Genomic DNA, 25,593 nt, shown 5'->3' on the forward strand with positions numbered 1-25,593 from the left:
TAAACGCCGCCAAAACTAAGTTTGTGCAATGACACTTTTGTTACAAGCACGCACGCCGTCACTAAATAGCCTGAGCTAATTTGCCTCCTGCAAATCAGCTCAATCTGTTTTTGAGGTTTTTACCTGATTCGCATAATCGCCACACACCTGTCATGTAAATGTCACAATTATTTGTTATCCGTGCAGCACGTTTATATCTGCCGCTACGAATGCCTATGTTAAAACATCACAAATGGAAGCTATTTTTTGTCGCCATGGGCGCAAACTGCGTATTGCTCAGCGGTTTAGCGATTGCCGATATCAAGCTCTGGAACGAGATCAACTGGCTGGATGTTTTCAGTGAAGGCGGCGCTGCCGTTTTGGCGTTGGTGTGGCTGTTATTGATTTTGCACAGCCGCCCGGCTGGCCGTGTGACGCAATTTTTAAGCCTGGGATTAAGCTGCATTTTTATCGCCGGTTTTCAGGATGCGCTGGATGAGTTTTTACAATTCCCTGCGACGATTAAATGGGATCACTGGATTGAATCGGGGCTGATGCCGATTGGTTTGGTATTTCTCACACTGGGGATTTACCACTGGCATAAAGAGCAGCTCAGCATTAGCGAACAATTGCGCAAACGCGAACAACTTTTCCGTGAGCATCGCAATTTGGATTTCACCACCACCTTAAATGGTGCAGACTATTTGCGCAAACAGCTAACACAAGCTCTGGCTGCACAACACAACTCAGATTCTGCTTTGGCATTACTATTAATTGATGTGGACAATTTTAGCGAGATTAATCGCCGCTACGGCCATCAACAGGGCGATCATTTATTACAGGCGTTAAGCGAACTTATTCTGCTCAATATTCGCCGCAACGATTTATTGTGCCGTTACGCAGGCGACCGTTTTGCGCTGGTGCTGCCCAATACCGGAAAGCTGGTTGCCGAGGCAATGGCACAGGAACTTAGTGCCGCTGTGAAAAACTTTGCTCACAAAACCCATGCACAAGGTGAAAGCCTATTTCACACAGTTAGCATCGGCATTGCTTTAACTAGCCCAAACAGCACCAACACTGATAGCGCGAACGAATTGATCGAGCGCGCGACTCACGCCCTCTTGCGCGATAAGGAAAATCGCAACAAAGACAAATTCGCTTGCGCGGCTTGAGCATCATGCCAATGCACTCTTTTATCACTGCCGAGCTTATCAGCCCCGAGCACTACGCACCTGCCGCTTACTACGAAATAGATACTGCGTTTATTCCAGCGCACCAATGGCCGCTGAGTTTGATTGAGCTTGCGCTCAGCCGTGGAATTGAAGAGCACAAGCTGCTGCGCTCAACAGGGATTTTCCGTGAGGATATTACGCGCAAAGATTTGCTCTTATCACCGCAGCAATGTTTTCAATTAATTGAAAATGCACAGAAACATTGTTCGCAGCACGACATTAGTTTCTTGCTCGGGCACAGATTATTTACCGACAATCTCGGTGCAGCAGAAATTGCACTGGCAAATGCGCGCAGCCTGCAAGAAGCACTGGACACACTCATTGAGTATCAACAACAACTCTGCCCGCTGCTGACGCCCAGATTGAATTACGAGCAGGATCGCCTGGTGATTTATTGGCAAGACGCTTGCGGCGCAAGTAATTCACACACATTTTTATTAGAGATGATGGCTACCGCATTGAGCGCATTAGGGCGCTGGCAAACAGGCGCATCATTACCTTGGCAATTGTATTTCACGCAGGCCACTACCGCGCATATCGAACAATACCAAGTGCATTTACCTGCGCAAGTTCACTTTAATGCACCGGTAAATGCTATGGCGATTTCTCGCTCGCAGTTACATACGCCGTGGAAAAAATCGGATGAAAACCTGGCGCGAGCTGCGCGCGAAAAATTAGCATTGCAATCACAGAGTTTAGCTTGTCATGCAAATGGCTCAGCCCAAGGTTTTTTAGCGGAAAGCTATAACTATCTTCATAACAATATCCACCACGCTCCCAACCTTGAGCAAACGGCAGCAGACTTTGGCATGAGTAGCGCGAGCTTTAAACGCAAATTAAAAAAGCATCAGAGCCACTTCCAAGCGCAATACGATCTGGTGCGCAGGGACTTGGCCATTATGTGGCTGAATCAAGGTGGATTAACGCATGAAGAGGTCGCGCAAAAATTGCATTTTTATGATGCAGCCAATCTGCGTCGTGCATTTAAAAAATGGACAGGTCGCCTGCCACAAGCCATTACATTGATGGACTAATGACCGTTTACAGATAGCTATCGCGCTTGCGAATTAAAAAAATGATTCGGCGTTACCCCGGTATTGCGTTTAAACATGGCCGAAAATGCGCTGGGGCTGGAGTAGCCAAGAAAACTCGCAATACGCGCAATAGTTTCACCGCGGCCTAACCTGCCAATCGCTTCCGCTAATTGCACTTGCTGCGCCCACTGGTGATATTTCAAACCTGTTTCTTTGGGAAATAAACGAATCAATGTGCGCGCGCTGGCACCGGCAATATCGGCCAATTCTTCAATAGTGCGACTGGTGCCGGGCGAATCCAATACTAATTGGCAAACACGCTGCAAACGTCGATCTTGCGGCCAGGGGATTTCTATCGCCTGTGTTGCTGCGCGGTCGATTTCCATCAAAATCAATGCAACCAAATGTTCGCCGCGCCCCGGAATCGGATACTCCGCAGGCTCTTGCAGCAAGCCCAAAATCAGTTCGCGCAGCAACCCTGAGACTGAAATCGCGCGGCACTCGCTGCCAAGCGATAAAGGAATATCGGCACTCACATAAACTGTGCGCATCTCCAGGTCGCTCATCATAAATGAATGATGCTCAACGCCCGGAGGCACCCAAAGTGCGCGATGTGACGGGATGGTCCAGACACTATTTGGCGTGCGCACGCGCATCACCCCCTCCACGGCATAAAGCAGTTGCGCGCGCGGATGGCTGTGCGAGGCAATTTCATCGCCATTTGCGTAGTGCCCGCTCCAGGCCACTATAGGGCGCGGCACATACTGCAAAGCCTCGGGGCTGCGCTGTTCAATGATGCTCATTAGTGTCTCCGCATCGTCTTTGTACTATTTCGTTTGCGACCAACTTGTCACTTATTCGACAGTTTATGTCATTTCTGCTTTTTTCTGCGATTTATACTGTGCAGCTTCCAGCGACTTTTGTAAAACCCACGGAGATATCCACAGAAATGAGCCAGATGGAGCCCATTCCCCAACAAACTCTCACACCGGTTGAGTTTGACCCCACCAAAACCGTGTTGCCAATTATTGGCGCGGTGAGTTTTGTTCATTTGATCAATGACTTGATTCAATCGGTGTTGCCCGCAATTTACCCGATGCTGAAAACCGATTACGCATTGAGTTTTACCCAAGTTGGCTTGATCACCCTCGCCTTCCAGATAACGGCGTCGCTGTTGCAACCGGCAATCGGGCTTTATACCGACAAACATCCCAAACCTTATTTATTGCCATCGGGAATGCTGTTCACCTTGGTTGGCTTAATCATGCTCGCATTCGCCAATAGCTTTGCCTGGTTATTGATTGCCTCTGCGGTAATTGGTTTGGGTTCATCGGCATTTCACCCGGAAGCATCGCGTGTTGCGCGCATGGCATCGGGCGGGCGCTTTGGTTTTGCGCAGTCATCTTTCCAAGTTGGTGGCAATGCGGGCGCAGCACTCGGCCCATTGTTGGCGGCGGCGATTATTATTCCGCGCGGACAAGGCGCAATTGGTTGGTTCACTCTGTTTGCCATTGTCGGCTTTGCGGTTTTATTCAGCGTCGCTCGCTGGACTATTCGCACGCGGGCATCTGTTAAGAGCGGTAAAAAACATTCGCACTTTGCACACCTGTCGCGCAATCAAGTCATTGGCGCAATCGCGATATTAGCGTTTCTTGTATTTTCCAAATACATCTACATGACCGCATTTAGCAATTACTACACCTTTTATTTGATGGAAAAATTTTCCACCTCCGTTAGCGAGGCACAATTATTTTTGTTTTTATTTTTAGCGGCAGTCGCAGTAGGCACTTTTGCTGGCGGACCGGTTGGCGACAAAATTGGCCGTAAAGCAGTAATCTGGATTTCCATCCTCGGCGTTGCACCTTTCACGCTGCTTCTGCCTTACTGCAATTTGTTTTGGACAGCGGTGTTATCGGTAGTGATTGGATTGGTTTTATCTTCGGCGTTTTCCGCGATTATCGTATTCGCACAGGAACTGATGCCAACAAAAATCGGCATGATCTCCGGTTTATTTTTTGGTTTTGCCTTTGGGATTAGCGGAATTGCAGCGACGCTATTAGGCGCACTGGCAGATGTAACAAGCATCCAACACGTATTTGATTATTGCGCGTATTTACCGTTGCTGGGTGTAGCGACTATTTTGTTGCCGAAGATGAGGAAAGATTAATTATTTTTGTAGGTTGGGCAGCCATGCCCAACACTTTGGTGATTGAATAGATTTGTTGGGCATGGCTGCCCAACCTACATTTGAATTTTTTTGATTGATTTTCATGCGTACGATTACGCTGCGCTAATCGTACCTACACTCTTACTTTTCCCCACATGCTGCTGTGGATTTGTACTTAGAAACTTCTACATACATAGAGCCATCAAATCTATAATATAAGCGGCTCCCATCATAGTTTGATGATATATATTTGTACTCTTTAGAATGCTCAGCATCTTTATGCTTACAGTCATTTGGAACATCGTCTACCAAGTCAAAACTTGACCCGCTAATGTAGCCTACATAGAAGTTACAATTGCTAATTTTTAAGTAAAGCCTGAATTCATTGTTATTAGCTGTCCAACTTCCATTTGTAGAAAGATCACTAATTCCATCCCCGTTTAAGTCTCCAATTTCCTTCATGGAACCTCCATCCGCATACTCTCCATGTTTTTCCATGAGGTTGGCATTTGAGCATGAATCAACATCCAAGCTAACTGAATCAATACCATTGAGTTTTAATAATTTTTCGAGTTCTACTACTCTTTGTAAATAGCTGTGAAATATACAAACCGTATTGTTTAAACATTTATTTCTTTTTTTAATCCAGTTAATCTGATTTTCTTTAATGTTGCTCACTGAGGAATTCTTTAGAATTTGATATTTACTGGACAGCTCAATATCCAGTTGAGCCAGTTGATAATTTTCACATATCTCTCGCTCAGTTTTATTGCCCGCCTTAGTGCAATCATAGCTAGTCTCAAATAATTGAGGCTCAAATGACATTGAGTTTTGCCCAATAAATAATAGAAGCAATATTGAAAATCTTAATGGTTTCATATTCATACCTAACAGCAGATTAAAAGACCAGAGTCCTTATTATTAAAATCATTATTGAAGAATATCTCCTCAATAATGATTAAAATTTCATTGTTGGGGTTCGCAAGCTCACCACCAACCTACCAACAAATATCACCTATTAACAGACAACTCCATTACAAAGCATAACCACGCTTTGCAATCACAACGCCCTCCACTCCGCAGGCAATGCTTCCACTAAATAATCCATAAGCGCGCGTACTTTTGGAGTTAATTGATGGCGGTCGCGGACGCAGGCGTAGATATCCAGCGGCTCTATTTCCGCATCAAAGCCGGTGCATTCATCGCAAGTAAACAACTCGACAAGCTCGCCGCGCTGCAAATAATCATTGGCTACAAACGCAGCTAAACGGGTAATGCCACCGCCTGCAACGGCGAGCCGTGCGAGTACATCTATATCATCGCTGATAATTGCCGCGCGTACTTCTGCATCAAAACGCACACCGTTTTCGACAAAGCCCCAACGTAAAAAACGCCCGTCGGCGGCGAGGCGAAATACCAAACAATCATGCTCGCGTAAATCTAGCGGCGTTTTCGGCCGACCAGCGCGCGCGATATATTCCGGTGATGCGCAAAAAATTGTCGGCACTGTGGCAATCTTGCGCGCGACCATGCCATCGTCCAATTGCTGTTTGATGCGAATGCTCACATCCACCGACTCCTGCACATGATCCACGCGTCGATCAGTTGAGGTGAGTTCAATTTCCAAACGTGGGTAACGCTGATTAAATGCGGGAATCAAGGGCGCCAACACATGGCGGCTGAACGCAGAGGTAGAGGCGATGCACAAACGCCCCTGCAACTCTTGCTGTACATCAGTCACGGCCGAGCGCGCCAGCTCCAATTCGTGAATCAGCAGCGATACTTTGTCGTAGTAGACCTTGCCTGCATCGGTCACGGCCAAACTGCGCGTGGTGCGGGTGAGCAAACGCACGCCGAGATAAGTCTCCAAACGCGCAATATTCTGGCTGGTCGCCGCTGCGCTAATACCCACCCGCCGTGCCGCCGCTGCAATACTGCCGCCTTCAACAGCCCGCACAAAACACTCGATTCCCCGCAGAGTATCCATAGCCTTTGCTTCCGAATAACAAAATCAATTAGTAAGTTTTACTTAATACATTAAATACCACCGCCAATCTACTGCCAACCGCAAGGCTCACTTAAAGTGCCACCAACAGCCGTTATCCAGACCGTTTTCGGTTCATACCCAAGGAGAATCTCCATGCAAGACACATCGATTGCCAGTAACAGCAAAAAGCTGCATCCCAAGTTTATGCCCGTGGTTTTTGCGTTTTATATGTCGCTAATTATGGCGTTTTTGATGTCGCTGATTATTGTTGCAGCCAATAGCGGAGTGAGTGATGACTACTTGGGCAATGTGCTGCACGCCTATCGCATTGCGATGCCATCTGCTTTTGCATGTATTTTGGTGGTGCGGCCACTGGTGATGCGCTTGGTGAAACTCACGGTAAAAATTTAACCTGCAATGGAGGTAAATCCGCTAGGCTTTCACTCGTCTATTTAATGCAAACCGCCATTGAACACAAATCGCTAAGGAGCTAACACCATGAAAACTGCATTAATTACCGGCGCTAATCGCGGCATAGGTCTGGCGCTATGCAAAACCTATCTCGCACAGGGTTGGCAAGTGATTGGCTTATGCCGCACGGCATCGCCGGAATTAACTGAATCTGGCGCGCGCGTAATTGCTGGGGTCGATGTGACCGATACCCAAGCGCTCGCGCAGCTTGCAGAAACGCTGAAGGGTAAGTCGATTGATTTGCTGATCAACAACGCGGGGATTTTCCTGAATGAAACCCTCGGCGATATCGATTATGACAACATCCAACAGCAATTCCTGATCAACGCAGAAGCACCGCTGCGCGTCACTGAAGCCCTGCTCGGCAATTTAGCAGCAGGGGCGAAGATTGCGTTTATTACCAGCCGTATGGGTTCCATTGCCGATAATACCTCTGGCGGCTACTACGGTTACCGTATGTCCAAAGCAGCACTCAATGCTGCAGCTATGTCGCTCACGCGCGATTTAAAACCGCGCGGAATTGCGGTGGCGATTCTGCACCCGGGTTATGTACAGACAGCGATGGTGGGCTTTGGTGGCGACATTTCTGCCGATGAGTCTGCTCGCCGCCTTAACCAACGCATCGCCGAACTGACGCTGGAAAACAGCGGTAGCTTCTGGCATTCCAATGGCGATCTTTTGCCTTGGTAATCGCCCTATCAGCCTGTCAGTAAAACCCCCATATTTTCTGCATTAATCTCCCCCCGCGGCTCACCCCACGAGCCGCGCTTGCGTTACACTGCCAACACTCTAATTACGACTATAAACCGCTCTAGCCACAGATATCAGCATAGGTAGCCTCATGCCCAAACTCCGTTGGGGGGTGCTCAGCACCGCCAAAATCGGCCGCGAAAAAGTAATCCCCGCCCTGCAAAAATCAGCTCATAACCAAGTAGTTGCTATCTGCTCACGCGATGCACAAAGCGCGCGTACCGCTGCCGATGCGCTGGGCATTGAGCGCGCCTACGGCAGTTACGATGAACTGCTCGCCGACCCGGATATAGATGCCATCTACAACCCGCTGCCGAATCACCTGCACGTAGACTGGTCGATCAAAGCGCTGCAAGCAGGAAAACATGTGCTCTGCGAAAAACCGCTTGGGTTAAATACGGCTGATGCGCAGCGTTTGGTTGATGCCGCCAAAGCGCATCCGCAACTCAAGGTGATGGAAGCGTTTATGTATCGCTTTCATCCGCAATGGCAGCTGGCAAAGCAGCTCATCGACCAAGGGCGCATCGGTAAGCTTTACACAGTGCACTCGCACTTTTCCTACAACAATCGCGAGCCAAACAACATTCGCAATAAAGTGGATATGGGCGGCGGCGCGCTGCTGGATATTGGCTGCTATTCCATTTCGCTTTCGCGCTGGCTGTTTAATCAAGAACCTACTGAAGTGCTCGGTCAAATTACGCCTATGGCCGGTGAAGAAGTGGATTGCCTGACCTCGGGGTTAATGACATTTCCCGAAGGCAGCGCGAGTTTTACCTCGGCCACTAAAATTGAGCCCGTGCAATATGTAGAAGCGATTGGCGATGAAGGCAGCCTGTACCTCGCGCGCCCCTTTTACAACGATGACAGTGAACCCGTGCAACGTATTGTTGTAACGCGCAATCGCGAGCAGGAAATTATTGAAGTGCCCGACCACAATCACTACAGCGCTATGGGCGATGCATTTGCACTCAGCATTTTTAATGACACACCAGTACCAACACCATTGGTGGATGCCATCGCCAACATGCAAGTAGTCGATGCGATTTTTACCAGTGCCGCTGAACGCCGCTGGGTTTCGCTCTAATAAAAAATAGCGACCAACAAAAATCGCCGCGATTTATAAACTGTGTAACGTTTTGGAGAGAATGCGTGACAGATTGTTTAATCAGTAGATGTATGCCCTGGGTGCTCGCCTTTGGGTTATTACTCAATGCAATCAGCGTACAAGCAGCAGACAACGCGGATGAAAAAATCCAACGCATTGCTCCACCATTAAAAACCCTGCTGCGCGATCTGGATAAAAACAGCACCAGTGAAGCGCAAGTGTTGCTGCGCAAAACCAATATCCATATCGACGAGCAGTTGATGAGTCATGCTATTTCTTATGTGGCGGTTTACATCAATAGCGATGAAGCGGTGCGCGACTACAGCCAGATCAGTGTGAGCTTTAATAGTTTTTACGAAGACATAGCCTTGGAGTTCGCCAATGTGCGCACGCCCGATGGCAAGATGGACAGCATCAAAGCCGATGCTACCCAAATCCAAAGCCCAACCGACGAAAATTTTTATCACGACCGCAAAGAATTATTATTTTCGCTGCCGAATGTGCGCAAAGGTTCTGTGATTGAATTTCAGTATCGCTATACCGACACCAAAAAAATGGTGCCCAATCAATGGTTCGACAGCTTTAGTTTTCACTGGTGGGAAGATCGCGCCGCAGGGCAAGGTACACGCGCCGACCCGACCGCCACCAGCGAAATTCAAATCACCGCGCCCAAGGCTATCACCCTTGCCAGTAACGATACTGAACGCTATCAGATCAAACAAAAGCGCAGCACCAAAGGCGATGAGCAGACCATCACCTGGACCGGAAAAAATCTCGCCAAGATTGAATTGCAAAACGCCATGTCGCGCGAGCACAGCTACGCACCCTATTTGCGCGTAGCTACCACAGCGCAATGGAATGATGTGGCGCGCTGGGCCGATGGTTTGATTGAACCGCATTTGGTGAGCGATGCAAAACTCGATGCGCTTATCTCTGAAATTAAAAAAACTGCACTGACGCCCGAACAAAAAACCAAAGCGGTTTATCGCGCGATTCAAGATCGCGTGCGCTATGTATTTGCCCACGTAGGCCGCGGTGGCTATGAGCCGCACGATGCAGCAGAAGTGCTAAGAAATGGTTATGGCGATTGCAAAGATCAATCTGTACTGGCGGTTATGCTGTTACGCAAATTAGGCATTAATGCAGATCCAGCGTTAATCGTAACGCGCGGGCGCGGCATACCGGACATGCAAATTCCCGGTATCAGTTTTGACCACATGATTGTGCACATCCCTGCACAAAATGGCCTGCAAGAAATGTGGATGGATACTACCGGCGAGACAAGTTTATACCCCGGCTTTTCGGTGGGGATTGAAGGTCAGCCTGCGCTGATCGTAAACGAAAAGACCCAAGCTATTAGCGTGCTGCCAACACTCTCACCGCAAGAGCACTTTGCTGATCTGGAATTAGTATTTGATAAATTTGAAGAACGCGATGTACAAGCCAGTTTCAAATTGCATTTCGGCGGTTTATACGAACAGCGCTTGCGCAGCATGTGGCAATATTCCAGCGAGCGAGAAAAATACTTTCGCGAATTATTTGGCCAAATTTACAACTCTGCTGAAGTGACTGAATTTACCGCAAGCAATGCAGATAATTTATGGCAACCCTTTACCGTTAGTGGCCGCTTTAAATTCGCCAATGTGTGGGGCGGTAAACAAGAGCCTATCAATTACAGTTTCAGCATTACCCAGCTGACCAATTTATTTGCCGATTTACGCAACCTACACACAGCACAAGATCGCAAACAGCCCTACGTGGTAGACCCTGGTTACACACTGCGCTCACGTATTGTATTTGCCAACCCCGACGCTAATCACCACCTACGAGTAAAAACTCAGGGGGAAAATATTGATAATGCCTATTACACACTTATCCAAACAGGAACTCAGAATAAGAATCGCTATGTCGTAACTCAGGCTCTCACGGTAAAACCGGTCAAAGTTGCTTTACAGGATTACGCTGATTTTTATCAAAAGACCAATGAGCTACTGGAATCCAATGATTGGCTGTTGAGTTACGAGTACAACAAAACTGCGGCTGAACTCACTGCCTTGGAAAGCAATGGCAAAACCGATGCAGCGAGTTTGATTGCACTCACCAAATTGCACATCAAATCAGGAGACTATGCAAAATCATTAAGCACCGCACAACAAGCTGTAAAAGCCGCACCTAACAAAGCCGAGGCTTATTATGTGTTGGGCTTGGCGCAGGGTTATAACCAGCTATTGCCAGAGGCCGATGCCTCTTTCAAAAAAGCTGAAGCCCTTGGCTACAAACTCTGAGGCGAATGCATGACTTTATTCACTCAGACAATAGCTGTGCGCAAACTGTTTTCTACAAGGCTAGTGTATTCAGCAATGCTGTCCTCCACGCTGCTGTTATTAAGCGCATGCAGCCAACAACAGCTCATTCATAAAAGCAAGCAGGCTGATACTGTCGCGACCAGCCAAAGTGAAGCAGCAGAAATCGCCGCGCTTGAAACACAAATAGATCAATCACCAAACAATGCAGAGCTGTACTACAAACTCGGATTGGCCTATCTGGTTTTGGATGAAAAAAACACCTCGCCATACAACCGCGAACAGGCAATTAAAAATTTCCGCAAAGTATTAACTCTGGTTCCCGGTAACCCGGCAACACTCAAACTTATGTACAACATTTATTATGAAGATATGGTTGCGGGCAAGGAAAAAGCCTTTGTCAATGCGAGCAACATTTACAACCAGCTAACCGCCAGCGCGCAGCTAGAAGTGAATGCGCCATCACTGGGTGTATTTTTGCACCGTTATTTAGCGCAAAAAAAATCGGGTAAACAAAATCGTACTGAGCTGTATAGCGCGTTGCTCGCAGCGATCCATGAACAACCAGCGAGCGACAAGGCGTATATCCAACTGGCGAAAATGTATCGCGAAGAAAATTACTTTCCACTTGCACTCGCCACGCTAAAACTCGGCACTGAGAAAATTACCGACTCAGGTGATTTGTACGAAGCCATCGCCAACACCTATGAGGCGCGTGCCGAAGCCAGCGGTTGCAACTATGAAGACACCAACTATCTACCGAATGCCATTCAGTTTTATCAACAAGCCGTTCCACTCACTTCTGACAGCGCTACACTGCACTACGCACTAGCGCGTTTGTATTTGGATCAAAACCTTTATCAACTGGCACTGCACGAATCCAGCATTCTGGTGGAGCTGGAACCCACTGCAGAAAATATCGCCTTTAGCGCACAAAATTATTCGTCTGTCGGGAAAGAGGAACACGCCCAGCAATTATTGACGCAAGCCAAAGCGAAAGGGCTTGCCACTAGCGATTCAGCCTTCCATGAAATTTATATGAACTCAGGCGATTGGCTAAAAGCGGCGCAGGGATTTACCGACTATCTACAAGCGAAACAAAGCATCAGCGTTTATGACTTCATCAAAGCCGACATTATTGGCCAGCAGGCCAATGTCGATTTTTCATCGCTAATCGAGCAAAAAGAATTGAGCTTTAGTAGCGAGTGGGAAGCAGCCGTCTATGCTTATTGGACGGACCAAATGACACGCGAACAACTTCAGCAAGAAACATCCAATCGCTGTGAGCGCACCGAATTCTTTTTTTATGCCGGCTATCGCGATTATCAAGTCGGAGATAATGCGGCTGCGAAAGCAAGTTTTTCCGCAGCGCTGCAACAGAATACTTACCGCTTTATCGAGCGGCCCTTAGCGCGTCACTTTCTGGATACACTAGCTAACTGACCTTAACGCTAAACAATGAGAAAGAATTATCAACTTACCTGCAGGTATCATCATGCAAACGCAAACTAACCCACCGCGTATCGTGATTGTCGGCGGCGGCGCTGGCGGACTGGAATTGGCGACTAAACTGGGCGATAAACTCGGGCGCAAAAAGAAAGCCGAGGTCACACTCATCGACCGCAACACCACACACTTATGGAAACCACTGCTACACGAAATTGCCGTGGGTACTATGGATGAAGATGTAGATGCGGTGAGCTATCGCGGCCACGCCAATGCGCATCACTTTTTCTTTCGCGTCGGCAGCATGATGGATCTCGACCGTGAAAAACGCGAAGTCGTTCTGGCACCAATGAAAGATGAAGACGGCGTAGAGTTTTTGCCATCCACGCGCATCCCTTACGATTATTTGGTGCTGGCACTGGGTTCAATATCTAATGATTTCAACACGCCCGGCATCAAAGAAAATTGTATTTTTCTCGATAGCCCCGGTCAGGCGCACAGATTTCACACCAAACTATTAAATAAGTTTTTGCATATTCAACGCGTCAGCGGTTCCAGCGAGCATGTGCATATCGCAATTGTGGGCGCAGGCGCGACAGGCGTAGAGCTTTCTGCTGAACTGCATCACGCAGTGCATGAAATTCACAACTACGGTTTTGATGCGGTTTCTAACGATCACCTGCACGTAACGCTAGTAGAAGCAGGCCCACGAATTTTGCCTGCATTGCCTGAGCGCATTTCCGGCGCAGCGCATGGCGAGCTGGTAAAAATCGGTGTGGATGTAAAACTCAGTACCATGATCACCTCTGCCTCCAAAGAAGGCTTGCACACCAAAGACGGACAACTCATCGCCGCTGATATTATGGTCTGGGCAGCAGGTATTAAGGTTCCCGATTTCATGGCAAATATTGCGGGGCTTGAAACCAATCGCATCAATCAATTGCACGTAAATGAATTTTTACAAACCACACGCGACGACACTATTTTCGCCATTGGTGACTGCGCACAATTTGTAAATCCAGACGGCAGCCGCGTACCACCGCGCGCGCAATCCGCGCATCAAATGGCGAGCACTTGCTACAAAAACTTACTCGCCACGCTTAAGAACAAGCCCATGCAAGCTTACAAATATGCCGACCACGGATCGCTCATCTCATTGGCAAGCTACTCTACCGTGGGAAATTTGATGGGGAATTTAAGCAAAGGCAGTATGTTTATCGAAGGGCGTTTGGCGCGCATGGTTTACATCTCACTTTATCGCATGCACCAAATCGCCATTCACGGATTAATCCGCACCGGATTAATTATGCTGGGTGGAAGATTGAATCGCTGGTTGCGCCCGCGATTGAAGTTGCATTGATTGCTAATCCCCCTGCCCCTTTTTCAAAGGGGGTAAAAGCAACTGACAATAGGATCTAGTTTTTACAGCTCCACCCGCATCACATTGACTTGCCGCCCACCCAAACGGGTGAGGCGGATAATTTCCCAGCCGCGTTTTTGGTAGTAATCCGTGTAATCAGTCGCGGACAGCCACAATTCTTCCAGCGCTAAACTCAGCGCGTAATTTTTTGCGGCATCAATCAATGCATTGCCAATGCCCTGGCGACGAAACTCTTCCAATACAAATAAATTACTCAACCAAACGGGCGATTCGCTCGTGACTTTGGGCATGCGCTCGCTGCTGCGATAGGTGTAATTTACAAGACTGACGCAACCAACCAGTTGATTGTTGCGCAAAGCGATAAGTGTTTTAGGGATGGAGTTTTGCTGAACATGCAGCACTAAACGCTGCTGACGTAAAGCGAGCGAGGATTTAACGCCCTGACGCTCGCATTCCTGATGGTGCCATTGTGCAACCTGCGCAAATAATGTTGGTTTTTGCTCAAGCAGAAAAATATCAGGGGCGATAAAAACGGTAGAACAAGATGAATTCACGATAATCCAGTATCACAAATAAGTGGGATAAATTTTTAATCCTAATCAGCACCAGAATTTTACTTAACAAAAAAACCGGCACTTAGTAGATGACCCTGATAGGTACAAAAAACTCCCGACTAGCGGGAGTTTTTTTGTGACGCAGTATGAATAAAATAATCAGGCTTTTTTGGTTTCACCAAACCATTTTACTGACAATTCCAACGGTAGATTGTACTGTATAAGCTGAATATGCATATTTTTACACCGGTAATGGCTACTGGTTAACAGCGCTCCACTATACCGGTTTCTATTATCTACCGCTACGATGGACTGGTTTGGGTGTCATTATGCCTGTACGCAAAATAACCAAAAATTATCGCAATGTTACTGGCATAGCTGCCCATCGAAAGGCAGATGGGCAAGCTATGTTCGAATCCACTTTGGAGCGTGATTTTATCACGCTACTTGAATTTTCCCCTTCTGTTCAGAAGTTTGAAGTGCAGCCATTAAGGCTCGACTGGCAAGACGATCAGGCAAAAGATCGCACCTACACCCCCGACGTACTGGTGAGCTATGAATTGGCCGGTAAAACACATCAGATACTCTATGAAGTTAAATACCGAAGCGAACTGAGAGAAAAATGGCCGGAACTTCATCCTAAGTTCCGTGCAGCAGTGAAGTTTGCTCGAATCCAGGGATGGAAATTCAAGATCATCACAGAAACCGAAGTTCGAACTCCTTTACTGCAAAACGCAAAGTTTCTTTTACCATTTTTAAAACAAGGAGCAAATGAAGAAGAACATATGGACTTACTTGACCTTCGCCTCAAAGAGCTGAAAGAGTCCACGCCTACCAAGCTAATACAATCTATTTTTCACGATGAATGGAATCAAGCAAGTTTGCTGCCTTCCCTTTGGTACATGATTGGTTCATTTCAAATTGGCGTTGATATGAATACCAAGTTAACCATGGATAGTCCTATCTGGAGACTACAACAGTGAAATCAGGTCACGCTTTTATAAACTTACAACCAGGCATTCAGGTTCGATTTAAAGGGAAGTCGCACCATATCAAACACATCATCGATTTGAATGAAGTATTACTATCTGATGATGAAAGCAACAATATTGTTCACGCCACTATCGGTGAACTTGAACCAGTCAATTTGCCATCAAACAGGCCTGAATTAGTACAAATTCCAGACAAAGAGTGGGAAGAAGCCAATCGCCGATTGGACATTATCAAGCCATTGCTTTCTTTATCGAATAGAAGCCGAGAAGATGTGGCAGAGCGAGCAAGTAATTTTAATTTGCACACAAACACACTTTATGAATGGATAAAAAGATATGAGTCCACGGGACTAATAACCGATCTTATTCCTCGTGCACGAAGCGATAAAGGGCTTAAAAAAATTGATCCTGAAATCGAAACAATTATTAAAGCAGTAATTGAAAATGAATACCTTACAAAGCAAAAAAAATCTCAACAAACGATATGCAATGAGGTTCGCAGTCGCTGCCTAAACGCAGGAATCACACCACCACACAACAATACTATTAGAAATAGGATTAACTCTCTATCAGCAGAACAAGTCACATCATCAAGGCGGGGATCTAAACGAGCGGCAGAAATATACTCCCCCATTAAAGGCAGTTTCCCTGGCGCTGATTGGCCACTCTCTGTAGTGCAAATTGACCACACACCACTGGATATTATTCTAGTAGATGATATCCACCGACATCCTGTAGGTCGTCCCTGGATAACACTCGCGATAGATGTATTCAGCCGAATGGTAGTTGGTTTTTACGTATCGTTTGATCCGCCAGGAGCATTATCAACAGGACTTTGTTTAGCAAATGCTATTTTGCCAAAAGATTCCTGGTTAGCAAAACATGACATTAAAGGTGAATGGCCTTGCTGGGGACTTCCAGCAAAGCTTCATATCGATAATGCACGCGAATTTAGAGGCAACATGCTTCAACGTGCCTGTATGGAATATGGTGTCGATATCGAGTGGCGACCAGTTGCAAGGCCTCACTTTGGCGGCCATGTTGAACGCTTATTGGGAACATTTTCCAAAGAAATCCATAACCTTCCTGGAACAACATTTTCCAACATTAAAGAGCGTGGCGACTATGAGTCATCCAAGCACGCAGCGCTTACTCTATCTGAGTTTGAAGCTTGGTTTATAACATTGGTTGTGGATGTTTATCATCAACGTCGGCATTCCGGTATCAACATGACGCCGATGGAAAAATATAGGCAAGGAATCTTTGGCGATAAAAATTCACCAGGTAGAGGATTGCCATCAAAAATTACCGATGAAACTCGCTTACGTTTGGATTTAATGCCGTTTGAGGAAAGAACAATTCAGGATTATGGTGTGGTTATTGATGAAATCCATTATTACCATGACGTTTTACGCAAATGGATAAATGCACCTGATCTCGAAAAACCAAAATATAAACGTAAGTTCATGTTTCGCCGCGATCCACGAGACATTAGCATCATCTGGTTTTACGATCCTGAACTATATAGTTATTTCCCTATACCCTATAGAGATACGTCTCATCCAGCGATTAGCGTGTGGGAACTCCGAGAAGCAAAACGGCGAGCAGAAGCGGATGGCAACAAAAATATTGATGAGCGTGCGCTATTTGAAGCATATGACCGTATGCGCGAAATAGAAATTCAAGCGCAAGCAAAAACATTAACCACCCGTAGAATGGAACAGAGAAGGCGCAACAATAAAAATGCATTTTCAATTGATGCAGATGTAACGCAAAACTTTGAGCATCAGGATGATAAAATTAACTCAATTCCCGAAATTTTACCTTTTGATGACATGGATGATTTGTCATGAAACATCTGAATGAAGCCGCCGCAAAGTTGCTCGACTTGAATAAAGATGAGCGCATAGAAAGAATACGCGCAGCGAGATGGATTGGTTATCCATCTGCCAAAAAAGCATTGGACAAGCTGGAGGATTTGCTAACCTATCCAAAATCACATCGGATGCCAAATTTACTTATCGTCGGAGATACGAATAACGGCAAAACAATGCTGGTTAAAAGATTCTGCTCCCTACATGAACCAAGTGATAATCCATTAGGTGATGGAATCGAAGTGCCTGTTTTATATATTCAAGCACCGCCAGTGCCCGATGAGGGCAGATTTTATAATGCCATCCTTGAAATACTGTTTGCCCCATACAAACCTAACGACAGAGTAGATAAAAAGCAATTTCAAGCAATCAAGATATTAAAACAAGTTGGGCTAAAAGTTCTTATCGTTGATGAAATACATCATATTCTTGCGGGGAACCTAAACAAACAGCGAGCGTTCTTAAACGTAATTAAATACCTAGGCAACGAATTACAAATATCCATAGTTGGCGTGGGCACTAAAGATGCATTTCGCGCGCTGCAAACAGATCCTCAATTGTCAAATCGATTTGAGCCAATCGTATTGCCTCGCTGGAAGTTTGACAGCAACTTTCTGAGGTTACTTGCAAGCTTTGAAAGAATGCTACCACTTGAGCATTCTTCGACATTACATGAAACAAATTTAGCAACTCAGCTATTTTCAATGAGCGAGGGATACATTGGCGAACTTTCGCGATTACTAACTGAATCAGCAGCCTATTCAGTTGAACATGGCCAAGAAAAAATAGATCTTAAAGTTCTTCAATCCATTAATTGGACATCGCCTTCAGATAGAAAACGCCAGATAGATAAAGCCGGTTGATATGCTCAGCGGAAATTATTGGCCCGCACATCCACACCCTTTAGAAGATGAATTATTTTCCTGCTGGATAGTAAGACTAATTCACGCCAATGGACTAAAGCTACAAACATTTTGTGATAGAGAATTAAATAAAAATTGGCAGTTGTGGAATAGAGATATTGACCGCATAGCCCCCGAATGGCTTGTTAACACCTTAAGTCAAAAAACAGGGGCAACATTGCAGGAGGTTATGAATAGTACCTTACTAAGTTACCAAGGCATTTTGTTTAATAACGTCAGAAGATGCGGCGAATTAAAATGGGTTATGCCATTGGGAATATACCACCGCACTCGAAAAAATTTTGGTCTGCAATTTTGCCCACTTTGCCTTAGAGAAGATCAATCACCATACTTTAGGAAGACTTGGAGGCTAGCGCTATTTACATACTGCTTAAAGCATCAATGCATGCTCCACGAAAAATGCCCGGCATGTGGAAGTGCAGTTATCTTTCAAAGGACAGAACTAGGAAAACCCAAGGTTATAGACCGGGTTGAACTGGATAAATGCTGGAAGTGCAACTTTTGTTATGGCGATGCGAAAATTAATAAAATAGAAATTTCAATCCAAAACAAGCTAAATAACGAATTACAAACTTTATCACATACAGAAAGCATTGAATTTTTCAACATCTTACATCATTTTTGCAAAATGATTTGCTCAGTTAGCCTCGCCAGAAAATTGGAAAATTTCATATGCAAAGAAGGAAATATAGAAAAATTGGACTTATCCGAAGGCCGAATATCTTTTGAAAGGAGATCTCTTTATGAACGGCACTACATATTAACGCTATGCAACTGGCTAATCGATGACTGGAGAGAAAAAGTACCATTTGCAATTATTAAAAAAGCTGTCAGGTATAATCATCTAATTAAAGATTTTCAAGATGCGCCGCTACATTATAGTGACGCCCTTAAAAAATTTAATAGGAAAATAAAAAGTAACTAAACTACGCCAGTTTGAATATTATCCAGATTAATCCCATGAGAATATTTTTCGTTATAAACTTTTACAGGAACATCAACAAGCCCGATTTCTGGATACTTTTTATTTAATTTAAACATCTCGACTGCAAGTATTTTAGGCCCAAAAGAAGCCATTATGATATTTTTAGACTCTGAATATTTCGCTATTTGACACTCCATAGCTAGATATCCGTGATCCTCACCAAACGCATCCACCTCAAAGTGCTCTATCTCTTGATAATTCAAGTTTTCTTTATGCTTTTTGATATTTTTATCAATATTGTTTAATTGATTCCCCACCTGAACACCTAACAACAACTTCTCAGGCTCATAAGATCTAATTAATTGATAAACCCGATCAACATCGAAGCCAGACTGCACTATAAGAATAGAGCTTCTGTCAGGAAGATAAATTCCTGAATGCTTGAAAATAAGTCGTGGCGATAGAGGATCATCAGTTAAACATTGACACTCTTCGTATGAAGCAGGACTAAAATAGCAATATGTAACATTGTTTTTATTAGCAGTTAAAAAATGTAGCAAATACCATATTAAGTATCGCGGCATGGTACTAATATCCAACAACACTTTTTTATTCTCTATTTTTTGTGTTTTAAATAATTCCTTAATCGACCCCCAAGTTGAGACATCATCAAACGCTGAAACATAATGCATCAGAAAATCTTTATTTTTCAGAGGCAATTTTGTAAGGAAATCCTGAGAAGGAGATTCCACTCTATGCTTAAATTCAGAGACGCCAAACAGAAGCATATTTTCAATTGCATGTGTTTTGCAACTATGCTCTATCCCCTCAGAGAACCTTTCCTCCCAGCTAGTGCACGCAATCAAATAATCATAGCTACTCATCAAATAGTCCTGCTTGAATGGTATTCTCGCCTGAGGCAAGCGAATCAGGAATAGGCGTTTTATTTATAGCTGCATCGAGCAAGTATCTAGCCTGAATGGATACGCGAGCATGTTGACCTACTGGATCAAGTCCTCTAGAAGGCCATAACATTTTATTTGGAACATAATAATCTTCAGACTCCCCTCTATCTTTTGCTGTGCCCGACCTCACATATAAAAGCTGAGCCCTCCTGGCAATATCGAGTATAGGCATAAGCTGATCCATAATTTCTTTAGACTTTGCGGAGATAGTAAATGCTATCGCCCTAGGCTCTGAGCAATTAGGATTAAGCAACCTACCTCTAAATAAATGACCTAAACAGGTAAATAAATTTTCAACATACTGCCCTTCATGAGCCAAGCAACCGATTTCATTATCGATCCCATCTCTTAGCCTCTTCCAATAACTTTCACTCAACCGCAACAAAACATCCGTCTGCACCGAAGGGGATATTTCGGTAACTTCTTCTAATTCCCCACATTTTGACAGCATGTCATCATACATAACAAAACATGGCTCTAATAAATTTCTAATCACACCCGACGATATATTTACAATCGTATCAAACCCCGAATACGGAGGCCTGTTAGCCTTATGAGAGCGATTACGAAAATAGATAGCTCTACCATATTTATATACAAAATCAGCTATGGACTTTTTATTTTGAGCACCGTATTTTTTTTCCGCAATAATCCTTGCTTCATTTTTTGCATCTTCCATATCATCAATCATAGATGAATTAAAGGGAAAGAAGTCTTCCGGTGTTTTATCAATGCCGATTAGCTCAAGTCTCTTGCTAATAATTTTTCTTGCCAACTGACCATAAGCAGAATCATCATTTTGAAAAGGCTTCTCAATATCTACATGCACATAATCATGCCCCGGCAGAATAGCTCCACCTGATGATGTAGACAAATCATAACCAGGCGATTTTGCTGCTGATATTTTAAAACTAAATGAAGAATTATCTCGAAACGCAATCCAGCTATTAACTATGGTTCTTTGATATTTATTTAAATCATGAGCATCATCTAGCATCAAAACGAAATGCGCCTCATTAAACACCTTTCTTTCTTTAAGAAGATCTATAAAAGGCACGATGATGGATGTAAAACTATACGTATCATCATAAAAGGAGTTTGAATCAAAACGGTTTATCTCCTTCTGAGTATCAATAAATTTTTTCGTTATAAATCTTTTTAACTGCAAAATTGGGTTGTTGTCAGAGGGAAACTCTCCACTAAAAATATATGAAAGATCCAATGCTAAACTTTCATCTTTTAGAAAAATTTCTTGATTATCCAACTTGAGCAAAGAATCGACAATTGCCATAGCAACCGATAATGATAGGTAGTGCTCTGAGATAACAGCACCCTTGAAGTCATCAAGAAGCAAATATTCTCTTTTAAATATCAAAGGAGTTATGCAGGATACATAGACCGGTAAAAATGTAACCTTATTCCCCAGCTTCAGCTCTTCATTGGCCTTGCCTAACATAGATAATCGATTGAAAAGCAACGTCATGGTCTTCCCACAACCACGCTCTCCCCAAAAGAAAACATTCCGCTTGGACTCAATAAATCTGCTATAGTTATGATCTGGAATAAAAATTCTCTTTAACAAATCATTTGACAGATTGCTTGCCGCATTAAAAACAAACGGATTCATCACTCCTGCGCCTCCGCAAATATTTCATCTGAAATCGCATTGAGAACATCATCAATAGATAAATCGTTCCTGTAATTCAAAAATGAATTTGTGTCAGGGTGGCCAGGCACAACAAGATCATTAATTAATAATGGCTCTAACTGAAAATCAAGCTGATAATCATCTTTATGAAATTTGAAGACCACCTCCATTTGTTTGATTTTTTTAAAATCACCACGGTAATGGTTGTAATATTTCCTTTCCTGATCCAGCTTAGAAATTCTTCCGTAAGTAAAATTCAAAAGATCTTGCAAATCCGACCTAAAGTCATTTCGATTAATCTGGTCAATAACGATATTAAACTCATAATTAATAATGATTCTTTCACCATGAGAATCAATTCCTATGTTCGTAATGCTTGCGTACTTGTGATAGATCGAACTTGCCGATGCGATCTTCCCTTCCTCCTGCATAAAAGCAGACGTTCGTTGCGGCCCTTCAGCAAGCTCATCAGCAAAACGAACTACCGCAGCAATTGCCTGGAAACGTACGGGCAGCCCTTGAATATGTTCTAATTCAGCGAGACCTTTCAATGGATCACTTCCAGTTTTTCCTGTGTGAGCTCTACCTGCATCAGCTATTAATTTTGACTCGCGCGAATTCACACCAGAAAACAAATCTGAGAAAAGCTTTTTTATAACTTGGCTAATATTTAAATTATGCTTACTTCTACCGTAAAAATTTCCCACGTCGTGAAACAAGCACACTTGACATAAAAAGTACAATTCTAAGCCAGATAATGTATCCAAATCACTTGAGATCAGCATATATGCATTATCTAACACATTCTCTATATGCCTTTCGCTGTGATCAGTTAGCCCAGGATCTACTGCCCTTATCCATTCTAAAACTTCGGGGCCAAGCTTGCTTTTAGCAGAAAAATACCTTGCCCTGAATGCCTCTGCTTTATCAGATTTAAACTGCTTTACCAAACCATCAATCATGGCCTGTTCTAAATTTAAATATGTAGCCACAATTAATCCTAGCTTTGTGAAATTAAACTATTAAAAATTTTATACGCGAGCATAGGGGGAACAGCATTACCAACTTGCTGCTGCTGAAATCCAATTGATCCCTTAAACTCAAAACTATCGGGAAAGGATTGTAATCTAGCAGCCTCCCGAACGGATAACCCTCTATTTTGAGTTGGATGTATCAACATATTCTTCCTGTAATTTCCTATAACTACTGAAGGCTCATTCGCACACAACCTGCGGTAAATACCTGTATGACATCTGGATTTGTCCGCATAATTTCCCATCAGATGGTCGGGTATATTTTCCCAATTGCCGCCTTGGGGTATATGTGAGTAGCGTTCAACAATTATGCCATTATTTCTCGTAACCAAATGATTGCTGCAACTTGTAAGTTTCCCGCGAAGTTTTTTGATGTAGGGATTTGATGCTGCTTTGGCGTATGGCAACTGACATATTGACGCACCATTCTCTAAAGTTGGTAGATCATCCAAAGCCATTTCAACCGTTATAGGTTCTTTGTGTGTTTTTTTGGGGAATTTATATTTAACGCCATGTAAATTTCCCACAATAAAAAAACGCGCTCTTTTTTGTGGAACGCCATAATCAGCTGCATGTAAAAGTTCTGCGCTAACGGTGTATCCCAATTTTTCAAATTCTTTCATTATTTGATCTACGAAAATACCGCCTTCCGTTTCCAAAATTCCGCGCACATTTTCAAAGACCAGCCAATCAGGCTTATAAGCCTTAACAACACGCACAAATTCTTCGAACAACCAATTGTTATCATTTTCCACAGAACGAGTTCGTTGGTTGGATGTTGAGAACCCCTGACACGGTGGGCCACCGAAGACAACTAAACCATTCTTTTTAATTTTGCCTAAATCAATGGGTTTGAACTTCCTTATGTCGTCGGCAAAAACTCCATATTTAGGTTTATGGTTATGCAAATAGGTGTCTGCCGCATACTTATCAGCCTCCACTACAACCTGCACATCGATACCTGCCATTCTGGCCCCCAGGGACATTCCGCCAGCCCCCGAGAAAAGGTCAATACCTATCATTTTTTCACTATCCGCAACCGTTTTATTAGACGCAGCGTAACTCACACGCAGCGATTGTCAATAGGCTTGACCAGGGCTAAGCAAGAGCATCTTTGACGGCACGGCAATAGGAAGGAATATCCGGCCAAGTATGCTTCAAAAGCTCAATTTTTATAGCGCCAACCGTGCTTTTGACATGCTCCCACCGTCCCTGCTTTTTGGCCAATAACAGCAGTAACTCTCTGACCTGGAGATCGGATAATCGACTACCATAAATAGCAGATATAACAGCCAAGCGAAATGACTCGCCATTACGCCACTGAAATTCAATTAGGCAAGATTGGCGACCTTGATATGAGATATCTGCGACCAAGACCTTACGCCTGAGCCGAAGATCGGAATCTAAGTAGCTCCACTGACGCATACCCTTGGGCTTTCTTAAAGGGATATAAGATATTGAGTCGGACTGAGGGCGAAGGGAGGCAATGCATCTTCCACTATTGAGAGCAGTCACCATCAACCTAAATGTATCGAAACTAGCAGGCAAAGGCTCTTGACGCTCTTGCGTACCCTGGATGTTTACTGGCCTCACGTTATTGTTGTTATGCTCGCCATCACCAGTACCCAATTCATCGACCGAACCATCAATGCCAATAACTTTTCCAGCACTAATGTAATTACAAAGATCTTTTTCGACCTTTTCTATTTTTACTTCACTCAGCGCACCAAACCGAGACGAAGGTAAAGAAATAGCCTGAGGCTGATAATCAGCATCAGGCTCATCATCACTTTGCAATTCATCATCTGCCTCACCTAAATCTTTTGGCTTTTTTTTGGGATAAGCAGGTGTTTTCAATTCATCAGGAAGATCCGTTTCTTCGTTTGCTTTATCGGCATTGTTATCCCTATCAAATGTTATAGCTTTATAGGGAAACTCCCCCGAACATTTGTTAATAGCAAAAACTATATATCGCCATTTTTCGTCCGTTACTCTCATTCGCTTGGCGCGGGTAAACAAGGTTGTTGTACCTTCAAATGGAAAAGAGGATTCGGGATGTAGCCATTTCAACCCTGCAATTGACTGCCGAAGGGTAGAATCATGAACTAGATTTGCACCATTACGTGCGATTGAATCAAAAATAATTCTTGCAATAAAATACCCGTCTTCATTGCTGTAATCTCTCCGCAACCTGAGGGATACGTGCTTATTTATAGGGTCAATACAGGTTAATTCGGGATTTATAATAGAACCAATATCGTGACGAAAATTACCAAAGAATATGGCTTTAGATAGTTTTGATGATACTGCGTAATACGCCCGGATAATCTCAATGACCGGAATAATAATACCGAATGGATCATCTTTCAGTTTTATAGCTAAGCAGTTTGCGTACAGACCAACGCCCACTCTATGAAACTGTGCCTTAATTAAGGTATCACCATCAGTTTTAAAATCTGACCGGACTAATTGAACAGTTTGAGAGTTTATCTGGAGGTTGCTAAATATTTCTTCAGTGCCTGCTACCTCTGGAATACATCGACGATTTTTCCAAAGCGAGCCGATTGAGATTGCAGGTAGCTGACCAACACCAACGGTAATAGTTTGGCGATCTTCATGTTTTACAGCTGAAATAGCAGCAAAGTCCTTTGCCCCTTCAACCAGCGGACTAATAATGACCTGCACTTTTGGTTCTGAAGGGACTTGCGGGTTGCGCTCGATGCTGCCAAACCAATCTACTCTCCAGATACGGCCATCATCCGGAAACTCCTTAATTTTTGGAATTGCCTTTCCCATGGCAGCCCCCTTACTCAGTAGTGTTTA

22 protein-coding genes are annotated in these 25,593 nt (G+C 44.2%); 13 read left to right on the forward strand and 9 right to left on the reverse strand.

Going from position 1 to position 25,593, the window contains the following annotated elements; genetic code table 11:
• Positions 1–215: 215 nt before the first annotated feature.
• Together SPL68_RS14195 and SPL68_RS14200 are read left to right on the forward strand one after the other, a co-directional pair.
• Positions 216–1,151: a GGDEF domain-containing protein gene (locus tag SPL68_RS14195; RefSeq protein WP_323815831.1), complete on the forward strand. Its 936-nt coding sequence runs from the start codon at positions 216–218 to the stop codon at positions 1,149–1,151.
• A gap of 5 nt (positions 1,152–1,156) precedes the next feature.
• Positions 1,157–2,245, forward strand: a complete 1,089-nt coding sequence (locus tag SPL68_RS14200) for an AraC family transcriptional regulator (protein WP_323815832.1) — start codon at positions 1,157–1,159, stop codon at positions 2,243–2,245.
• A 17-nt stretch (positions 2,246–2,262) separates the two neighbouring features.
• Here SPL68_RS14200 and SPL68_RS14205 read toward each other — a convergent pair whose 3' ends face one another.
• The gene (locus SPL68_RS14205) at positions 2,263–3,048 is read right to left on the reverse strand and encodes an AraC family transcriptional regulator (RefSeq protein ID WP_323815833.1); all 786 of its coding nucleotides are present in this window, start codon (positions 3,046–3,048) and stop codon (positions 2,263–2,265) included.
• Positions 3,049–3,194: 146 nt separating this feature from the next.
• Here SPL68_RS14205 and SPL68_RS14210 point away from each other — a divergent pair, with 146 nt between their 5' ends.
• Positions 3,195–4,412: an MFS transporter gene (locus SPL68_RS14210; RefSeq protein ID WP_323815834.1), complete on the forward strand. Its 1,218-nt coding sequence runs from the start codon at positions 3,195–3,197 to the stop codon at positions 4,410–4,412.
• Between the two features lie 141 nt (positions 4,413–4,553).
• Here SPL68_RS14210 and SPL68_RS14215 read toward each other — a convergent pair whose 3' ends face one another.
• Positions 4,554–5,291, reverse strand: a complete 738-nt coding sequence (locus SPL68_RS14215; protein ID WP_323815835.1) for a lysozyme inhibitor LprI family protein — start codon at positions 5,289–5,291, stop codon at positions 4,554–4,556.
• A gap of 181 nt (positions 5,292–5,472) precedes the next feature.
• Complete coding sequence (locus SPL68_RS14220; protein ID WP_323815836.1) at positions 5,473–6,399, reverse strand: LysR family transcriptional regulator; 927 nt, start codon at positions 6,397–6,399, stop codon at positions 5,473–5,475.
• A 153-nt stretch (positions 6,400–6,552) separates the two neighbouring features.
• Between SPL68_RS14220 and SPL68_RS14225 the strand changes: the two genes are divergently transcribed.
• The 6 genes from SPL68_RS14225 (at position 6,553) to SPL68_RS14250 (ending at position 13,834) form a co-directional block, all read left to right on the forward strand.
• Positions 6,553–6,810, forward strand: coding sequence for a DUF2798 domain-containing protein (locus SPL68_RS14225; RefSeq protein WP_323815837.1), 258 nt, complete (start codon positions 6,553–6,555; stop codon positions 6,808–6,810).
• Positions 6,811–6,897: 87 nt separating this feature from the next.
• Positions 6,898–7,560 (forward strand): SDR family oxidoreductase, encoded by a 663-nt coding sequence (locus SPL68_RS14230; protein WP_323815838.1) that lies wholly within the window; start codon positions 6,898–6,900, stop codon positions 7,558–7,560.
• Between the two features lie 151 nt (positions 7,561–7,711).
• Positions 7,712–8,704, forward strand: a complete 993-nt coding sequence (locus tag SPL68_RS14235; RefSeq protein WP_323815839.1) for a Gfo/Idh/MocA family protein — start codon at positions 7,712–7,714, stop codon at positions 8,702–8,704.
• Positions 8,705–8,769: 65 nt separating this feature from the next.
• Positions 8,770–11,010, forward strand: coding sequence for a DUF3857 domain-containing transglutaminase family protein (locus tag SPL68_RS14240; protein WP_323815840.1), 2,241 nt, complete (start codon positions 8,770–8,772; stop codon positions 11,008–11,010).
• Between the two features lie 9 nt (positions 11,011–11,019).
• Complete coding sequence (locus SPL68_RS14245; protein WP_323815841.1) at positions 11,020–12,471, forward strand: tetratricopeptide repeat protein; 1,452 nt, start codon at positions 11,020–11,022, stop codon at positions 12,469–12,471.
• A 52-nt stretch (positions 12,472–12,523) separates the two neighbouring features.
• A complete protein-coding gene (locus SPL68_RS14250; protein WP_323815842.1) occupies positions 12,524–13,834 on the forward strand; it encodes an NAD(P)/FAD-dependent oxidoreductase in 1,311 nt (436 codons plus the stop codon).
• A 62-nt stretch (positions 13,835–13,896) separates the two neighbouring features.
• Here the strand turns inward: SPL68_RS14250 and SPL68_RS14255 are convergent, their stop codons facing one another.
• Positions 13,897–14,409, reverse strand: a complete 513-nt coding sequence (locus SPL68_RS14255; RefSeq protein WP_323815843.1) for a GNAT family N-acetyltransferase — start codon at positions 14,407–14,409, stop codon at positions 13,897–13,899.
• Between the two features lie 329 nt (positions 14,410–14,738).
• Between SPL68_RS14255 and SPL68_RS14260 the strand changes: the two genes are divergently transcribed.
• Genes SPL68_RS14260 through SPL68_RS14275 form a run of 4 tightly spaced genes read left to right on the forward strand, consistent with a single transcriptional unit; the run spans position 14,739 to position 19,123 of the window.
• Positions 14,739–15,392 (forward strand): heteromeric transposase endonuclease subunit TnsA, encoded by a 654-nt coding sequence (locus tag SPL68_RS14260; protein WP_323815844.1) that lies wholly within the window; start codon positions 14,739–14,741, stop codon positions 15,390–15,392.
• Positions 15,389–17,254: a Mu transposase C-terminal domain-containing protein gene (locus SPL68_RS14265; protein WP_323815845.1), complete on the forward strand. Its 1,866-nt coding sequence runs from the start codon at positions 15,389–15,391 to the stop codon at positions 17,252–17,254. Before SPL68_RS14260 ends, SPL68_RS14265 begins: the two co-directional genes overlap by 4 nt.
• Positions 17,251–18,138 (forward strand): TniB family NTP-binding protein, encoded by an 888-nt coding sequence (locus tag SPL68_RS14270; RefSeq protein WP_323815846.1) that lies wholly within the window; start codon positions 17,251–17,253, stop codon positions 18,136–18,138. Before SPL68_RS14265 ends, SPL68_RS14270 begins: the two co-directional genes overlap by 4 nt.
• Before the next feature lies 1 nt (position 18,139).
• Positions 18,140–19,123, forward strand: a complete 984-nt coding sequence (locus tag SPL68_RS14275) for a TniQ family protein (protein ID WP_323815847.1) — start codon at positions 18,140–18,142, stop codon at positions 19,121–19,123.
• Here SPL68_RS14275 and SPL68_RS14280 read toward each other — a convergent pair.
• The 5 genes from SPL68_RS14280 to SPL68_RS14300 all read right to left on the reverse strand — a co-directional run bounded on the left by SPL68_RS14280 (position 19,120) and on the right by SPL68_RS14300 (position 25,566).
• Entirely contained in the window at positions 19,120–20,007 is an 888-nt protein-coding gene (locus SPL68_RS14280) for a hypothetical protein (RefSeq protein ID WP_323815848.1), read from the reverse strand. The two genes, SPL68_RS14275 and SPL68_RS14280, sit on opposite strands and share 4 nt — an antisense overlap.
• Positions 20,000–21,715, reverse strand: coding sequence for an ORC-CDC6 family AAA ATPase (locus tag SPL68_RS14285; RefSeq protein WP_323815849.1), 1,716 nt, complete (start codon positions 21,713–21,715; stop codon positions 20,000–20,002). The genes SPL68_RS14280 and SPL68_RS14285 overlap by 8 nt, the downstream gene beginning before the upstream one ends.
• Positions 21,715–22,728: an HD domain-containing protein gene (locus SPL68_RS14290; protein WP_323815850.1), complete on the reverse strand. Its 1,014-nt coding sequence runs from the start codon at positions 22,726–22,728 to the stop codon at positions 21,715–21,717. Before SPL68_RS14290 ends, SPL68_RS14285 begins: the two co-directional genes overlap by 1 nt.
• Before the next feature lie 8 nt (positions 22,729–22,736).
• Positions 22,737–23,792: a DNA cytosine methyltransferase gene (locus SPL68_RS14295; protein WP_323815851.1), complete on the reverse strand. Its 1,056-nt coding sequence runs from the start codon at positions 23,790–23,792 to the stop codon at positions 22,737–22,739.
• A gap of 76 nt (positions 23,793–23,868) precedes the next feature.
• Positions 23,869–25,566: a hypothetical protein gene (locus SPL68_RS14300; RefSeq protein WP_323815852.1), complete on the reverse strand. Its 1,698-nt coding sequence runs from the start codon at positions 25,564–25,566 to the stop codon at positions 23,869–23,871.
• Positions 25,567–25,593 lie beyond the last annotated feature (27 nt).

The sequence above is a fragment of the Cellvibrio chitinivorans genome (assembly GCF_035117775.1).
Classification (GTDB): Bacteria; Pseudomonadota; Gammaproteobacteria; order Pseudomonadales; family Cellvibrionaceae; genus Cellvibrio; species Cellvibrio chitinivorans.

Bases quoted from the DNA above. Each gene is read 5' to 3' on its own strand.
- SPL68_RS14250 (WP_323815842.1), top strand. From the start codon at position 12,524: ATGCAAACGCAAACTAACCCACCGCGTATCGTGATTGTCGGCGGCGGC.
- SPL68_RS14245 (WP_323815841.1), top strand. From the start codon at position 11,020: ATGACTTTATTCACTCAGACAATAGCTGTGCGCAAACTGTTTTCTACA.
- SPL68_RS14295 (WP_323815851.1), bottom strand. From the start codon at position 23,792: ATGATAGGTATTGACCTTTTCTCGGGGGCTGGCGGAATGTCCCTGGGG.
- SPL68_RS14200 (WP_323815832.1), top strand. From the start codon at position 1,157: ATGCCAATGCACTCTTTTATCACTGCCGAGCTTATCAGCCCCGAGCAC.
- SPL68_RS14285 (WP_323815849.1), bottom strand. From the start codon at position 21,715: ATGAATCCGTTTGTTTTTAATGCGGCAAGCAATCTGTCAAATGATTTG.
- SPL68_RS14220 (WP_323815836.1), bottom strand. From the start codon at position 6,399: ATGGATACTCTGCGGGGAATCGAGTGTTTTGTGCGGGCTGTTGAAGGC.
- SPL68_RS14195 (WP_323815831.1), top strand. From the start codon at position 216: ATGTTAAAACATCACAAATGGAAGCTATTTTTTGTCGCCATGGGCGCA.
- SPL68_RS14210 (WP_323815834.1), top strand. From the start codon at position 3,195: ATGAGCCAGATGGAGCCCATTCCCCAACAAACTCTCACACCGGTTGAG.
- SPL68_RS14270 (WP_323815846.1), top strand. From the start codon at position 17,251: ATGAAACATCTGAATGAAGCCGCCGCAAAGTTGCTCGACTTGAATAAA.
- SPL68_RS14235 (WP_323815839.1), top strand. From the start codon at position 7,712: ATGCCCAAACTCCGTTGGGGGGTGCTCAGCACCGCCAAAATCGGCCGC.
- SPL68_RS14260 (WP_323815844.1), top strand. From the start codon at position 14,739: ATGCCTGTACGCAAAATAACCAAAAATTATCGCAATGTTACTGGCATA.
- SPL68_RS14275 (WP_323815847.1), top strand. From the start codon at position 18,140: ATGCTCAGCGGAAATTATTGGCCCGCACATCCACACCCTTTAGAAGAT.
- SPL68_RS14225 (WP_323815837.1), top strand. From the start codon at position 6,553: ATGCAAGACACATCGATTGCCAGTAACAGCAAAAAGCTGCATCCCAAG.
- SPL68_RS14215 (WP_323815835.1), bottom strand. From the start codon at position 5,291: ATGAAACCATTAAGATTTTCAATATTGCTTCTATTATTTATTGGGCAA.
- SPL68_RS14230 (WP_323815838.1), top strand. From the start codon at position 6,898: ATGAAAACTGCATTAATTACCGGCGCTAATCGCGGCATAGGTCTGGCG.
- SPL68_RS14300 (WP_323815852.1), bottom strand. From the start codon at position 25,566: ATGGGAAAGGCAATTCCAAAAATTAAGGAGTTTCCGGATGATGGCCGT.
- SPL68_RS14205 (WP_323815833.1), bottom strand. From the start codon at position 3,048: ATGAGCATCATTGAACAGCGCAGCCCCGAGGCTTTGCAGTATGTGCCG.
- SPL68_RS14280 (WP_323815848.1), bottom strand. From the start codon at position 20,007: ATGAGTAGCTATGATTATTTGATTGCGTGCACTAGCTGGGAGGAAAGG.